The sequence below is a fragment of the Lacrimispora xylanisolvens genome (genome assembly GCF_002934545.1).
GTDB lineage: Bacteria > Bacillota > Clostridia > Lachnospirales > Lachnospiraceae > Lacrimispora > Lacrimispora xylanisolvens.
Genome location: NZ_PTJA01000007.1, coordinates 123,460 through 137,017, shown reverse-complemented (window position 1 = coordinate 137,017; position 13,558 = coordinate 123,460). Strand labels below are relative to the sequence as shown.

The window sequence follows — 13,558 nt, the reverse complement described above, 5'->3', positions numbered from 1 at the left end:
ATGCTTGATATTAAGAATGTAAGAAAGACCTTTAATAAGAATACAATCAATGAAAAAAAAGCGCTGAATGGCATTAACCTCCATCTGAATGAGGGAGATTTTGTTACAGTCATTGGCGGTAACGGAGCCGGAAAGTCTACCATGTTAAACATGGTTGCCGGCGTATATCCCATTGACTCCGGAAAGATTGAGATTGACGGAATTAACATTTCCAGATATCCGGAATATAAAAGAGCACAGTACATCGGAAGAGTCTTTCAGGACCCTATGATGGGGACAGCTGCCGGCATGGAGATTCAGGAGAATATGGCACTTGCTTACAGAAGAGGGAAGGCAAGAGGCTTAGCGTGGGGAATTAAATCTGAGGAAAAGGCATTTTATTATGAAGCGATTCAAAAGCTTGGGCTTGGACTTCAGGACCGTATGACCAATAAGGTGGGACTGTTATCCGGTGGTCAGAGACAGGCGCTTACACTTTTAATGGCGACCCTCCAAAAACCAAAGCTGCTGCTGTTAGATGAGCATACGGCTGCACTGGATCCCAAGACAGCAAGAAAAGTTCTTGATATTACCCAGGAGATTGTAAAGGAACAGAATCTTACGACACTCATGATTACACATAATATGAAAGATGCCATTTCCATTGGCAACCGGTTGATTATGATGCATGAAGGCCGTATCATCTATGACGTTTCCGGAGAGGAAAAGAAAAAACTGGAAGTGGAAGATCTGCTGAAAAAATTTGAAGAAGCCAGCGGAGAGGAATTTTCCAATGACCGTATGATTCTGGCAAAATAAAATGAATAACAGGACTTAGGAGGAATGAAATCCTCTGGTCCTGTTTTTTAATTGGTTCGTAACACAATCTTAATAAATTTTTGAAACTCTGTTGTCGCAAAATGTAATAAATTGTGATATACTGTAGCAGATAAGCTCATAATCTGAATCGGTAAATCGATGTATATATGAGGATGGAGAGAGAATACAGAATGGAAAATAACAACGAGAAAAAAGACTACATAATCCGTTTGGATAAAGCAAAAAAAAACCGTAATAAGAATGATTATAAAAAGATTTTAATACTCGCAGGTTCTGCAATTCTTCTGGTGTCTGTTGCAGGTGCAGCAGGAATTACTGCAAGCAGGCAAAAAAGTGCAAAACCCGCAGCAGCCACAGGTTCGGAAGCACTTGCAGTTGAAACAAAGGCTGCTGATGATACAGCTGAAAAGGAATCACAACAGAAGGAACAGGAAGCCAAAGAGAAAGAAGATGTCATTAATTCTTATAAGAATCTGGGTATCGTCCAGGTAAGCGGATATTTAAACGTCCGGAAAGAACCGGGGACAGACGCAGATGTAATTGGAAAACTGCAGGGAGACAGTGCCTGTGATATTTTAGAGGATAACAAACAGGGCTGGTACCGGATTTCCTCCGGCGGAATTGAAGGTTATATTACTTCCGAGTTTGTAATTACCGGAGAAGAAGCTAAGAAGAAGGCACAGGATCTGGTGAAATTAAGAGCAGTGGTGCAGACTGACAATTTAAATATCAGAAAAGATCCGTCTAAAGATTCCGATGTCGTAGGACAGGCACTGACCGATGAACGGTATGAAGTAGTGGGTCAGACCGATGGCTGGGTGCAGATTCCCACTGGATATCTGTCTTCCGACTACGTAAAACTGGAATATTCCATGAATGAAGCCAGGAAGCTGGATTTAAAGGCCATGGTCTTTAACTTTTATAAAAATATCGGTATCTCCGATGTGGATAATTACTTAAATGTCAGGGAAGAACCCAATGAGAACGGAAAGATTATTGCCAAGATGCCAAGTAAGGCAGCCGGTAATATTCTGGAGACAACCAGTGATGGCTGGTATAAGATCCAGTCTGGAAAAGTAACCGGTTATGTGAAGTCAGATTTTATTCTCACCGGTCAGGCAGCAAAGGATGAGGCCATGCAGGTGGCTGAACTGATGGCAGTGGTGAATACTGACATGCTCAATGCCAGAACCGAACCATCTACCGATGCCAAGATCTGGACACAGATATCCAATAACGAGAAATATCCTGTATTAAAACAGATCGATGGCTGGATTGAAATTGAGCTGGAAGAAAACAGCAGTGCTTTTGTATCTACCGATTACGTTGATGTACGATATGCGCTGCCGGAAGCAATCAAATTCTCACCCCTGGAAGAAAAAGCCAATGCCCAGTCTTCCTTAAGAACCCAGATTGTTAATTATGCCCTTCAGTTTTTAGGCAATCCCTATGTATGGGGAGGAACAAGCCTGACCAAAGGTGCGGACTGCTCTGGATTTACCATGTCCATCTATTCAAAATTCGGCGTAGGTCTTCCTCATTATTCCGGATCCCAGGCAGGTATGGGAAAAGCGGTTAAATCAGGAGAGATGAAGCCTGGCGATCTGCTCTTTTATGCCAGCAGCGGCGGAAAGATTAATCATGTTGCCATGTATATTGGTAACGGGCAGATTGTTCATGCTGCCAGCAGGAGAAGCGGAATAAAGATTTCCACATGGAATTATCGTACTCCTGTGAAGATAAGAAACATGGTGGGAGATTAATAGAATCCCGGAACGAAGTTAAGTTCGTTCCGGGATTTTTGCGTCTTTTTCGGGTTTACAAATATTTTCCAATCAATTATAATCAGGATAGCGTAATGTTTTTAAAAATATAACGGTAGGAGGAATTGGTTTGAAAACAGGTGCTGTTATTACCGCGGCAGGCAATCATCGTTCTGCCAACGGATTTAGTCCGTTGCTGCCAATTGGTCATACTACAGTGATCAGAAAGATCATAGTGACATTAAAGCAATGCGGTGTTGATCCCATTGTGGTGATTACTGGCCAGAATGCAAAGGAAGTAGAAAAGCACATTTCCAAATTACGGGTGATATGTTTAAGAAATGAGGAGTATGAAAACTCCCAGATGTTTGACAGTGTTGGAATGGGTCTTCGCTATATAGAGGATCTGTGTGACAGAATTTTAATTCTCCCCCCTAAATTTCCATTGCTTCTTCCTGAAACAATTAAAACCATAATGAAATGCAATGGGAAAGCCTCCTGTCCGGTATATGACGGAAGAAGGGGGCATCCCGTTATGATTCATAAAGATCTGATTCCGGCCCTTCTGACATACCGGGGGGAAAGAGGACTGGGAGGGGCCCTGAGGCAGGAAAAAGTAGATGGGCTGATGAAGGAAATCCTGGTGAACGATAAAGGAATCATCGAAACGGTTGAAACAGATCACGATGCTGTCCGATATCCGGCTGTGGGACATACTATAGTCCATCCCACTGTCAGTCTGGCTTTGGAATTAGATGAAGTATTTTTTGGCCCCGACATGGCACAGTTTCTCAGGCTGATTGAGCATGCAGGGTCAATGCAGACTGCATGCCGCCAGATGAATATGTCTTACAGCAAGGGTTTTAAACTATTAAAAAACGCAGAAAACCAGCTGGGGTATCCGCTTCTGAATACACAGTCAGGTGGATCGGAGGGAGGATTTTCCCAGCTTACGCCCAAGGCATTGGCTTTGATGGAAAACTATATGGCGCTGGAAAAAGAGTTAAAAGAAAAGGCAGAAGAACTGTTTTTAAAATACTTTAGGGAGGGTTTGTGATGAAACAGAAAAAGAGCCTTTTTTTAACAGGAAATTCGGGAGAGGGCAAGACCACACTTCTTTTTCAGTGTCTGAAGCCATATCGGGCTGTTACGGGCGGATTCTTTTCCCAACGGCTGGTTAGTGAAAGCGGGGACACCGTTGGTTTCCGGCTGGCATCTGCAAATGAGGAGTGGGAGCCTAAGATCTGTTATCAGGACGGTCTTACCAATATCTTTCTTAAACGTACGAAAGAGGGAATGGTATCATTTCCAGAGGTATTTCAAAAGGAAGGAAGAGAACTTCTTACCAGTCATGGAGATCATAAGCTGATTCTACTGGATGAGATTGGCGGAGTGGAGCTTTTGATTCCTGAGTTTATGGAAGCGGTTTACGCCTGCTTAAATGGTCCAAAGCCCTGTATTGGGGTCATTAAGAGCCGGAATAATTTTGCAATGATGATGGCCCGCAATGGGGGAAACTCTTCTGCTTTCCATCTGCGTGATGAGCTGGAAGAATCTGTAAGAATGAGTCTTCGCAATCAGCTGCTAACCTATCATCGTAAGGATGAGGAAGCAGTCAGGGAGAAGATCTTAAAATATCTAAGAGAAGGGATTTAAAAAGTGGAAGACAGGGAGAAGCGTTATAACAATCGGCTTTTTATGATCGGTGGGGTTTTTGTGGTTTGCTTCTTTGGTTCTTTCCTTCTGGGACGTTATCCTGTTTATCCGGCGACGCTGGTGAAGGTCCTGCTGTCACGGGTTTTTCCCATTGAAGTAACCTGGCAGTCACAGGTTGAAACGGTTATTTTTAATGTCCGGCTACCAAGAGTATTGATGGCGGCACTGATTGGTGCAGGACTTTCCTTTGCCGGAGCAGCTTATCAGGGTATTTTTAAGAATCCCATGGTTTCCCCTGATGTCCTGGGAGCATCATCAGGTGCAGGATTTGGCGCAGCATTCGGATTATTTTTTTCTCTGGGATATGGAGGCGTTTCCTTATGCGCATTTATCTTCGGTTTATCCGCTGTGGGGATTGTGTGTATTGTAAGCAGCCGTGTTCCTTATAATCAGGTGCTGGGACTGGTGCTTTCCGGTATTATGGTTAGTTCTCTTGCCAATGCGGCGGTTTCCTTCATCAAGCTTGTGGCGGATCCAACCAATACACTTCCAGTGATTACATACTGGCTTATGGGGAGCCTTGCGTCCATTCGCCAAAAGGATGTTTTCTTTGCGGCTCCATGGATTATATTGGGCATCATCCCTATTTATCTTCTCAGATGGAGAATCAATATATTAAGCCTGGGGGATGAAGAAGCAAGGAGTATGGGCATTCATACAGGGCGGCTCAGGCTGGCAGTTGTTCTTGGAGCTACTCTCATTACATCTGCATCCGTATCGGTAAGTGGTTTAATCGGCTGGGTGGGACTGGTCGTCCCTCATCTGGCCCGTATGCTGGTTGGCAGCGATTACAGGCGGCTTTTACCAGCCTCACTTTTAATGGGAGGAAGCTTCCTTCTGATTGTTGATAACGTTGCGAGACTGATTACAACCAGTGAGATACCCATTGGGATTCTGACCGCGTTTGTAGGCGCGCCATTTTTCCTGTATCTGATTTTAAAGGAAGGGAAAAGGCTTTAAAGGGAGGACATTATGGAACTGATGATTAAGGATCTGGAATTTTCCTATCAAAAGCATCCGGTTTTAAAAAGAACCTCCTTTACACTAAAAGGGGGACAGTTAATCTGTGTTCTCGGAAAAAATGGAGCAGGTAAGAGTACCTTGTTTCGTTGTATTCTGGGTTTTTTAAAGGGATTTCAAGGGACAATTCTCATTGATGATATAAGGCTGAACGATTATTCAGAACGGGAGCTTGCAAAAAAGATTGCATATATTCCACAGAATCATAATTTTGTATTTGCTTATCCAGTGATTGATATGGTCATGATGGGAACCGCAGCCTCTCTCTCTCTGTTTGGTTCTCCCGGAAAAAGGGAGAGAGAAAAAGCCTTGGAGGCACTGAAAATGACAGGAATTGAAGGGTTAAAGAATCGGATTTACAGTCAGCTAAGCGGTGGTGAGCAGCAGCTTGTGCTGATAGCAAGGGCAATTACTCAGGAAGCCAGAATTCTATTGTTGGATGAGCCCTGTGCCAGTCTGGATTACGGAAATCAGATCAGAGTCATGAGTGAGTTAAAGAATTTATCTGAAAATGGTTATCTGGTGGTAATGTCCACTCATAATCCGGAGCACGCCTTTTATTTTGCCCATCAGGCCATGGTCATGATGGATGGAAGTGTGAAAGCATTGGGAGAACCTTCTAACGTATTGACGAAAGAACTTCTTGAGAGCCTTTATCAGGTGCCGATTGATATTTATAAGGATGAAAACAGCGGCAGAAAGATATGTATGCCTGGAAAGGAGAACCAGATATGTGGGAATTGTACGACTGTCTCATAGATCCCATTCCGGACGATGTAAAGGTGAGCGGTTATCTTACCGGAACTTACTGCACACTGGTAACAGCAGGAGGGGGTATGGGGGCAGCTGCCACCAATCCTTTGCGTACCATTAAGAGCATGGGGAAAGATGTGCGGGAGATGTCCTGGAAAGAAGCAGCGGGCTTAATTAAATCCTGGAATTTCACAGAGGCCAGTATTGGTGCAGCAGCTATCAATGCTTATTATAATCAGCAGGAGTCACTCAAACATCTTGAAAATACAGGTAAGATTACCATGCTGTCCGGTGAAGATACTTTTTTGGCACATAAAACAGATTTCAGGGGTAAAAAGGTTGCAACGATCGGGCACTTCCGTTATGCCGAGGAATATTTAAAGGAAGCCGGTACCTGCATTATCCTTGAACGGGAGCCAGGAGAGAATGATTATCCCGATACTGCCTGCGAGTTTCTGCTTGAGGATATGGAATACGTATTTATTACCGGATTTACACTGGTGAATAAAACATTGCCAAGATTACTTCACTTAGCACGGAATTCCAAAATAATTTTAGTAGGGCCAAGCATTCCCCTGGCACCCAGGCTTTTTGATTTTGGTGTCAGCGAGCTTGCCGGAACTTTGATACGGGACAGAGAAAAGCTGGAAGAACTTGTAAAAAACAGAGAGCGAAAAGCAGTGGTCCGTGCCGGTACTCCGGTTCGTATCACTGGAAAATAAACATTGCCTCAAAGGCAGAATGGAGGATTTATGAGAAAGTATAAAAGGGGTCTGGTTCTGACAGCGGCACTTTGTACCACGTTCCTGATTTATGGCTGTCAAAAGACAGAAATCAAGGAGACTACAGCTGCGCAGACTGAAATGACTGCCACCGTACCATCATCAGAGAGCACTGGAGAAAAAACAAGGGTGTTTACCGATTCGGCAGGACGGGAGGTAACACTGCCGGAAGAAATTCAGAAAATCGCGCCATCTGGTCCGCTGGCTCAGATCGTCCTTTACACTGTTGCTCCTGACAAGCTGGCAGGTCTGGCATCAGACTTTTCCGATGGTGCCAAAAAGTATATTGATGAAAAATACTGGGGCCTACCCAAGTTCGGACAATTTTATGGGAAGAATGCCAATTTGAATATGGAAGCTTTAATAGCTGCAAAACCAGATGTGATCATTGATATCGGAGAGGCTAAAAAGACTGTAAAGGAAGATATGGATGCATTGTCAAAACAGCTTGGAATACCCGTGGTATTTATCGAGGCAGACTTAAATTCCATGAGCTCAGCCTATCAGATGCTGGGAGAAATCACAGGTGAGACGGCACAGGCTGCAAAACTTGCTGATTACTGTGACAAGACTATGAAAAAATCGGAAGAAGCCAAGGCTTCCTTAGGAGCAGATCAAAAGAAATCTGTTTATTTTGCAAGCGGAGACAATGGACTGCACACCAATGCAGAAGGATCCATACATGCACGTGTAATAGAACAGATCGGAGCTGAGAATGCAGCTAAGGTAGAGAAAGCGTCAAGCGGAGGCGGAAGTGAAGTGTCCATGGAACAGCTTCTCCTCTGGCAGCCAGATATCATTCTGGCAGATTCAAACCCTCTTTATCAGACGATCACAACGGATTCCGTCTGGTCAGAATTAAATGCTGTAAAGGAAGGCCATGTTTATCTCATTCCGTCAGCTCCTTACAGCTTCATGAGTAATCCTCCTTCCGTCAACCGAATGATCGGTATACTCTGGCTGGGCAATCTGGTTTATCCGGAGCAGTATCAGGGAGATATAAAGGCTGACATAAAAGAATTCTATGATCTTTTTTATCATGTACAGCTTACCGATGCCCAGGCAGAGGATATTGTAAAAGCAGGAAATTAATTTAAAAGCTGGTCAATTTCTATCATTTGTTCCTGGGTAAGTGCACCGAATTCCATGGCTTTGGCATTTTCCATGATCTGTTCTGGTGTTTTAAAACCAGGGATAGGAATGGTCGCATTACTTTTTGCCCAGATCCATGCGAGAGACCCCTGTACCAGGGTTCTTCCGTTGCTGGTAAGAATTTCACGTACTGCACTTAGTTTCTCTAAAACTTCTGGTGCAGGCCTTCCGTTTTTAAAGATATCTTCTGTCCAGGAATGGCCTGCACCTCTTACATCATCAGAGGTGAGTACAGAATTATCATTAAATTTTCCACTTAAAAAGCCCATGGCAAGAGGACTGCGGTTGATGCTTGCAAGATTTCTTTCTTCGCAAAGACGGAGCATTTCGGGAGAATCCTGAAGGATATTTAACTTATGCTGAATGGCAGAGCAATTTAAGTTTTCTGAAAAAAGCCTCGCCCCATTGACTAAATCAGTACTCCAGCCGTACGTTCTTATTTTTCCTTTCTCAACCATACGTTCCAGGGTCTCTGCGACACAGTCCATCTCTGACAATCCGATTTCCCAGACATGAAGCTGATACAAATCAATAATATCTGTTTTTAAACGCCTCATCGAAGCTTCGCAGGCTCTTTCAATATATCCGGGAGCCACATTATAACCTTTCAGCGTTCGGGTGGCTTCGTTTCCCATATAACCGAACTTTGTGGCAAGAACCACCTGATTTCTTCTTTCTCCCAATGCTTTTCCAATTAAAGTTTCACTGTGACCAATCCCATATGCATCCGATGTATCAATAAAATTGATACCAAGATCCAGTGCAGTCTGAATGGCCTTTATAGATGTTTCATCGTCTGTGTGCCCATAGCCGTCAATTTTTTCATCCATGTAAAACTGACCTCCGATTGCCCAGCTGCCAATTCCCATGGGACTTACCTCAATACCTGATCTTCCTAAAAATCTGCGTTCCATTGAATTACCTCCTTAATAATATACCAAATGGTTGGTAGGTTATATGATAAAAATAAAGGGGTTATTCACCCTTTTATTCCATTCCAAAAAACATGAAAGCATAAATCCATCTGGCTAAGTCCCTGTTCTAAATTCATTAAACCAGTGGACAAAGTGATACATGTGACCAGATAGTAAAAAGTGGCTGCCATATCAGCCGGATTGAGAGGCTGGAGTTCACCGTTTTTTATGCCTTTTTCCATAACTGAAGTCAACTCAGCAGTAAAAACATCATAACTGTCCTGAGTAAAATGCATAATTTCCTCTTTCATCGGTTCCGGAGGGTAGTAGTATACCATGTTCCAGAAATCCATCTCTGTATTACCCCAGTGGTATTCCAGATAGTCTTTGTAAAGAGAGGACAGCAGCTGTCTGGATGGCAGATCCTGATATTTGCGAAAAATGCTGGTTAAATAAGCATAATGTTTTTTTACAATGATATCAAAAAGCTCCCGAAACAGCTGTTCCTTACTTTTAAAATAAAAATAGAGGGAAGCCTTATTGATTCCTACTTTGGATGCGATTTTTTCCATACGGGCGCCTTCAAATCCATGAAGAGAAAACTCTTCTAATGCTGCCTGCATAATCCGCTCTTTTGTGTCTGCTCCCTGACCCATGGTTCACATTCCCTTCTAAATAACTAAACTAACGGTTGGTAGATAAAATATAACACATCAACCTCATACTGTCAATAGCCATAATCAGGAAAGGCCGCTGCTTACAGGACAGCGAAGTCCTGCAGGCGGCGGCCCGGTAAATTATAACTGGCTGCTTTTGTTTCTGTTGTAATTAATGAGACAACCGGCTTTTACGATTTCCCGTTCTTCTGGTGTCATATCTGCAATATGAAGCTGGATTTCATGGATTGGATTTCCTTCTTCATTTTTTACCACGTAAGCTGGTATGCGATCCATAGCACCGTCAAGAGCAGTGCGGATATCTGGTACATAAATAAAGTCACCGATATCAAAGGAAGGATCTTCATCTAATAAAAATGGCAGCATACCCCAGTTCATAACGTTGGAACGGTAACGCTTGGTAGCATACTCGTTTGCAATGTTGGCAAGACCGCCAAGAACTCTCTGGCAGCTTGCAGCCTGTTCTCTGGCAGAACCGTCTCCTGGCTTCACCGCGTAAATCATACTGCCGATCTCAGTTTCACTGGCTTTTAAATCCGGCTGCTTTAAATATTCCTTCAGAGCATGGAAGGCGCTTTCCAGTTCATGATCTGCCTTAAGCGGGCAGGCACCGGATTTTCTTACCTTTTCAAGCTCATTTACTTCCTTGGAACGTCCTACGTACTCCGGATCACGGCGGGATAAGGTAAATTCCGCAAGTCCCAGAGGATTGGAACGATAGGAGGAAGTCTCACCGGAAGGAATCAACTCATCGGTGGTTGTGACAGGATCCATGATCTTAGAACATACCCGTAATAAAATATTATCAGTGAGTGCACTCATGGAAGGCCAGTCTTTGATATTTGGTCCTAAAATTAAGGATTCGTCTTCCTTGGCCTGTTTGTATCCCTGATAAACACGTCTGTCATAGGAAGAAGAGTCAAACTCATAAGCTGGAACGTTATAGTCGTCTGCAAAGGTTTCGGCTGAAGTAAGATAACCGCCGTTTGCAGCAGTGGCTGCGATAGAGCGTGCATCCATTAATGCCACACAGGATATCTGACCGTTACCAGGTTTGGAACCTTCCCGGTTGGGGAAGTTTCTGGTAGTATGGCGGATGCTTAAGGCATTGTTTGACGGCGTATCTCCCGCACCGAAGCAGGGACCGCAGAAAGCGGTACGTACCGTGGCACCGGCAGCCATCAGCTGGGATATGGCACCTTTTTTCACCAGATCCATATAAACCGGCTGGGAGGACGGGTATACGGAAAGGTTGAAGATATCATTGCCGCAATCCTTTCCTGAAAGCATATGAGCCGCCATCATGACGTTGGAATAATTACCTCCGGCACAGCCGGCAATAACACCCTGCTGAACCATCAGCTTTCCATCTATAATTTTATCCGTAAGGGAAAGGCTTGCTTTCGCTGTTCCCAGAATGTGAGCCGCTTCTTTTTCCACAGTTCTTAAAATATCACCCAGATTATCATTCAGTTCATCAATTTCATAGGTGTTGCTTGGATGGAAGGGGAGAGCAATCATAGGCTTAATGGTGCTTAAATCCACATGAACAACGCCATCGTAATAAGCTACTTCAGCGGGATTTAACTGGGCATAGTCAGATTCTCTGCCATGAAGTTTTAAATACTCCCTTGTATCCTCATCTGTGATCCAGACAGAAGAAAGGCAGGTTGTTTCCGTAGTCATGACATCCACACCGTTTCTGTAATCCGTATCCATGGATGAAACACCGGGACCTACAAATTCCATAATCTTATTTTTTACATAGCCATTTTTAAATACAGCCCCAATAATGGCTAACGCCACATCATGAGGACCTACGTGGGAAGCAGGAGCACCGGTTAAATAAATGGCAACGACTCCAGGATAGGCAACGTCATAGGTATCTTTTAACAGCTGTTTTACCAGTTCTCCGCCGCCTTCCCCGATTGCCATGGTACCCAGGGCACCGTAACGGGTATGGCTGTCAGAACCCAGGATCATGCGGCCGCATCCTGCCATCATTTCCCTCATGTACTGATGAATGACTGCGATGTGGGGAGGAACGAAGATTCCTCCGTACTTCTTTGCTGCAGACAGACCAAATACATGGTCATCTTCATTAATCGTTCCGCCAACGGCACACAGGGAGTTGTGACAGTTGGTCATTACGTATGGAATAGGAAATTCTGTAAGGCCTGATGCACGGGCTGTCTGAATAATTCCTACAAATGTTATGTCATGGGATGCCATGGAGTCAAAACGCAGTTTTAAGTGCTCCATGTTTCCCGATGTATTATGTTTTTCTAATATGGAGTATGCAATGGTACCCTTTTTCGCCTCTTCTCTTGTAATGGGAGTACTTCTCTGGGCGTTTACTTTGGACAGTTCCTCTTCAGGAATCAGCTGAGTACCGTTTACAAGATATGCTCCTCCGTCATACAACTTTACCATAAGTTATCGTTCCTCTCTCTTTTTATAGGGAATGGTTTCCCCCACGTATTTTGTAGCCGGACGCATGATTCTTCCGTCGTACATCTTATTCTCAATGTTATGTGCCAGCCAGCCGGCCATACGTGAGCACACAAATAATGGGGTGTACATGTCTTCGGGTATCTGTAACATATTATAAGCGAAGCCGCTGTAGAAGTCCACATTGTTTGACAAAGACTTGCCGTTTCCAGCGAGACAAGATTTGGCAACCTTTTCAAATTTTGTCAGGAATTCATATTCGTCTTCTCTGTTTTTCTGTTTTGCAAGATTTTCGCAGCAGATTTTTAGCAGATCTGCACGGGGATCTGACACGGTATAAACCGCATGACCAAGACCATATACCAGACCGGAATTATCATAAAAATCTTTTGCCAGTATTTTTTGGATAACCGATTTCATCTGTGCTTCTGTTGCTTTTATTCCAATTTCTTTTTCTATTGCAGTAATCATCTCGCTGCAGCGGATGTTGGCGCCGCCATGCTTGGGACCTTTTAAGGAACCAATGGAAGCGGAGCTGGAGGAGTAAATATCGGTACCGGTAGAGGAAATGACAACATTTGTAAATGTGGAGTTGTTGCCGCCGCCGTGATCCGCATGAATCATCAGCATAATATCTAAAAGATCGGCTTCCTGCTGGGTAAAGACTCCGTCTTTCCTTAACATATAAAGAATGTTTTCTGCCATGGAATATTCCGGCTTTGGATAATGGATCACAAGACTCTCCCGGTCGTAGTGATGTATCTTGCTCTGATAAGCATAGACAGAAAGAGACGGAAGCTTTGCAAGTATATTAATTCCTTTTAACAGAGTCTGATATGGGTCAGTGTTATCCGGGTCCTCATCATAATCGTAAAGAGCAAGAATACTTTTTTGGAGGCTGTTCATTAAATTACGGGAAGGAGTACGCAGCATGTTTTTTTCGAGAAATTCATCAGGAAGGTTGTAGTGCTCACCAAGCAGGGTAGTAAATTCACGCAATTCCTTTTTCGATGGGAGATAACCAAAAAGAAGTAAAAATGATGTTTCCTCAAAGCCGAAACGGGAATTATTTTTTCCGTTTACCAGATCGCTGATTTCAATACCGCGATAGAATAGCTTTCCAGGGACATTTACCTTTTTTCCATCCTCAATTTCATAGCCAACCACGTCGGAAACGCGGGTAAGTCCTACTCGGACTCCGGTACCGTCTTCATTGCGGAGTCCCTTTTTTACGTTGTGTTCTTTGAATAAGTTGTTCGGAATGTCCGTATAGTTTGAGGATTTACCAAACGTCTGTGCAATGAAAAAGTTGTTCATGAGATAAGTTCTCCTTTTTTTCAGATTTAACCACAGGGATTCGTTTAGACAAAAGCAGCGCATAGGGATCTCTCCGGCGCTGCCTTCGTTGGCAATGGAATGTGGTTTTTTATTGTTTCGTAGTTTATCATGTAAAAGCATCAAAGTCAATACCTTGTTGCAATCACAATAAAAATATTGTTACTGACTGGGGA

Annotated in this window: 12 protein-coding genes; 8 read left to right on the top strand and 4 right to left on the bottom strand. The window is 43.6% G+C overall.

What is annotated here, in order from left to right; translation table 11 throughout:
* The 8 genes from BXY41_RS14280 (at window position 1) to BXY41_RS14245 (ending at window position 7,945) form a co-directional block, all read left to right on the top strand.
* Complete coding sequence (locus tag BXY41_RS14280) at window positions 1-798, top strand: ABC transporter ATP-binding protein (RefSeq protein WP_104437536.1); 798 nt, start codon at window positions 1-3, stop codon at window positions 796-798.
* A 191-nt stretch (window positions 799-989) separates the two neighbouring features.
* The gene (locus BXY41_RS14275) at window positions 990-2,582 is read left to right on the top strand and encodes a C40 family peptidase (protein WP_104437535.1); all 1,593 of its coding nucleotides are present in this window, start codon (window positions 990-992) and stop codon (window positions 2,580-2,582) included.
* A 130-nt stretch (window positions 2,583-2,712) separates the two neighbouring features.
* Complete coding sequence (locus tag BXY41_RS14270; protein WP_104437534.1) at window positions 2,713-3,639, top strand: NTP transferase domain-containing protein; 927 nt, start codon at window positions 2,713-2,715, stop codon at window positions 3,637-3,639.
* Window positions 3,639-4,238 (top strand): nucleoside-triphosphatase, encoded by a 600-nt coding sequence (locus BXY41_RS14265; RefSeq protein WP_104437533.1) that lies wholly within the window; start codon window positions 3,639-3,641, stop codon window positions 4,236-4,238. The genes BXY41_RS14270 and BXY41_RS14265 overlap by 1 nt, the downstream gene beginning before the upstream one ends.
* A 3-nt stretch (window positions 4,239-4,241) precedes the next feature.
* Window positions 4,242-5,258 carry a FecCD family ABC transporter permease gene (locus tag BXY41_RS14260; RefSeq protein ID WP_341457841.1) on the top strand — a complete coding sequence of 339 codons (1,017 nt, stop codon included), beginning with the start codon at window positions 4,242-4,244 and terminating at the stop codon, window positions 5,256-5,258.
* A 12-nt stretch (window positions 5,259-5,270) separates the two neighbouring features.
* Window positions 5,271-6,077, top strand: coding sequence for an ABC transporter ATP-binding protein (locus BXY41_RS14255; protein ID WP_104437532.1), 807 nt, complete (start codon window positions 5,271-5,273; stop codon window positions 6,075-6,077).
* The gene (locus tag BXY41_RS14250; RefSeq protein WP_104437531.1) at window positions 6,050-6,793 is read left to right on the top strand and encodes a DUF364 domain-containing protein; all 744 of its coding nucleotides are present in this window, start codon (window positions 6,050-6,052) and stop codon (window positions 6,791-6,793) included. Before BXY41_RS14255 ends, BXY41_RS14250 begins: the two co-directional genes overlap by 28 nt.
* A 30-nt stretch (window positions 6,794-6,823) precedes the next feature.
* Window positions 6,824-7,945: an ABC transporter substrate-binding protein gene (locus BXY41_RS14245; protein ID WP_104437530.1), complete on the top strand. Its 1,122-nt coding sequence runs from the start codon at window positions 6,824-6,826 to the stop codon at window positions 7,943-7,945.
* Here the strand turns inward: BXY41_RS14245 and BXY41_RS14240 are convergent.
* The 4 genes from BXY41_RS14240 to BXY41_RS14225 form a co-directional block, all read right to left on the bottom strand.
* Window positions 7,942-8,919: an aldo/keto reductase gene (locus BXY41_RS14240; protein WP_104437529.1), complete on the bottom strand. Its 978-nt coding sequence runs from the start codon at window positions 8,917-8,919 to the stop codon at window positions 7,942-7,944. The two genes, BXY41_RS14245 and BXY41_RS14240, sit on opposite strands and share 4 nt — an antisense overlap.
* Window positions 8,920-8,984: 65 nt before the next feature.
* Window positions 8,985-9,575, bottom strand: a complete 591-nt coding sequence (locus BXY41_RS14235) for a TetR/AcrR family transcriptional regulator (RefSeq protein ID WP_104437528.1) — start codon at window positions 9,573-9,575, stop codon at window positions 8,985-8,987.
* A 141-nt stretch (window positions 9,576-9,716) separates the two neighbouring features.
* Window positions 9,717-12,029 (bottom strand): hydratase, encoded by a 2,313-nt coding sequence (locus BXY41_RS14230; RefSeq protein WP_104437527.1) that lies wholly within the window; start codon window positions 12,027-12,029, stop codon window positions 9,717-9,719.
* A 3-nt stretch (window positions 12,030-12,032) separates the two neighbouring features.
* Window positions 12,033-13,364 carry a citrate synthase gene (locus BXY41_RS14225; protein WP_104437526.1) on the bottom strand — a complete coding sequence of 444 codons (1,332 nt, stop codon included), beginning with the start codon at window positions 13,362-13,364 and terminating at the stop codon, window positions 12,033-12,035.
* Between the last annotated feature and the right edge of the window lie 194 nt (window positions 13,365-13,558).

What these genes read in the sequence shown, in the direction of transcription:
- BXY41_RS14280 (WP_104437536.1), top strand. Translation starts at nt 1, where the DNA reads ATGCTTGATATTAAGAATGTAAGAAAGACCTTTAATAAGAATACAATC.
- BXY41_RS14275 (WP_104437535.1), top strand. Translation starts at nt 990, where the DNA reads ATGGAAAATAACAACGAGAAAAAAGACTACATAATCCGTTTGGATAAA.
- BXY41_RS14265 (WP_104437533.1), top strand. Translation starts at nt 3,639, where the DNA reads ATGAAACAGAAAAAGAGCCTTTTTTTAACAGGAAATTCGGGAGAGGGC.
- BXY41_RS14255 (WP_104437532.1), top strand. Translation starts at nt 5,271, where the DNA reads ATGGAACTGATGATTAAGGATCTGGAATTTTCCTATCAAAAGCATCCG.
- BXY41_RS14250 (WP_104437531.1), top strand. Translation starts at nt 6,050, where the DNA reads ATGTGGGAATTGTACGACTGTCTCATAGATCCCATTCCGGACGATGTA.
- BXY41_RS14245 (WP_104437530.1), top strand. Translation starts at nt 6,824, where the DNA reads ATGAGAAAGTATAAAAGGGGTCTGGTTCTGACAGCGGCACTTTGTACC.
- BXY41_RS14240 (WP_104437529.1), bottom strand. Translation starts at nt 8,919, where the DNA reads ATGGAACGCAGATTTTTAGGAAGATCAGGTATTGAGGTAAGTCCCATG.
- BXY41_RS14235 (WP_104437528.1), bottom strand. Translation starts at nt 9,575, where the DNA reads ATGGGTCAGGGAGCAGACACAAAAGAGCGGATTATGCAGGCAGCATTA.
- BXY41_RS14230 (WP_104437527.1), bottom strand. Translation starts at nt 12,029, where the DNA reads ATGGTAAAGTTGTATGACGGAGGAGCATATCTTGTAAACGGTACTCAG.
- BXY41_RS14225 (WP_104437526.1), bottom strand. Translation starts at nt 13,364, where the DNA reads ATGAACAACTTTTTCATTGCACAGACGTTTGGTAAATCCTCAAACTAT.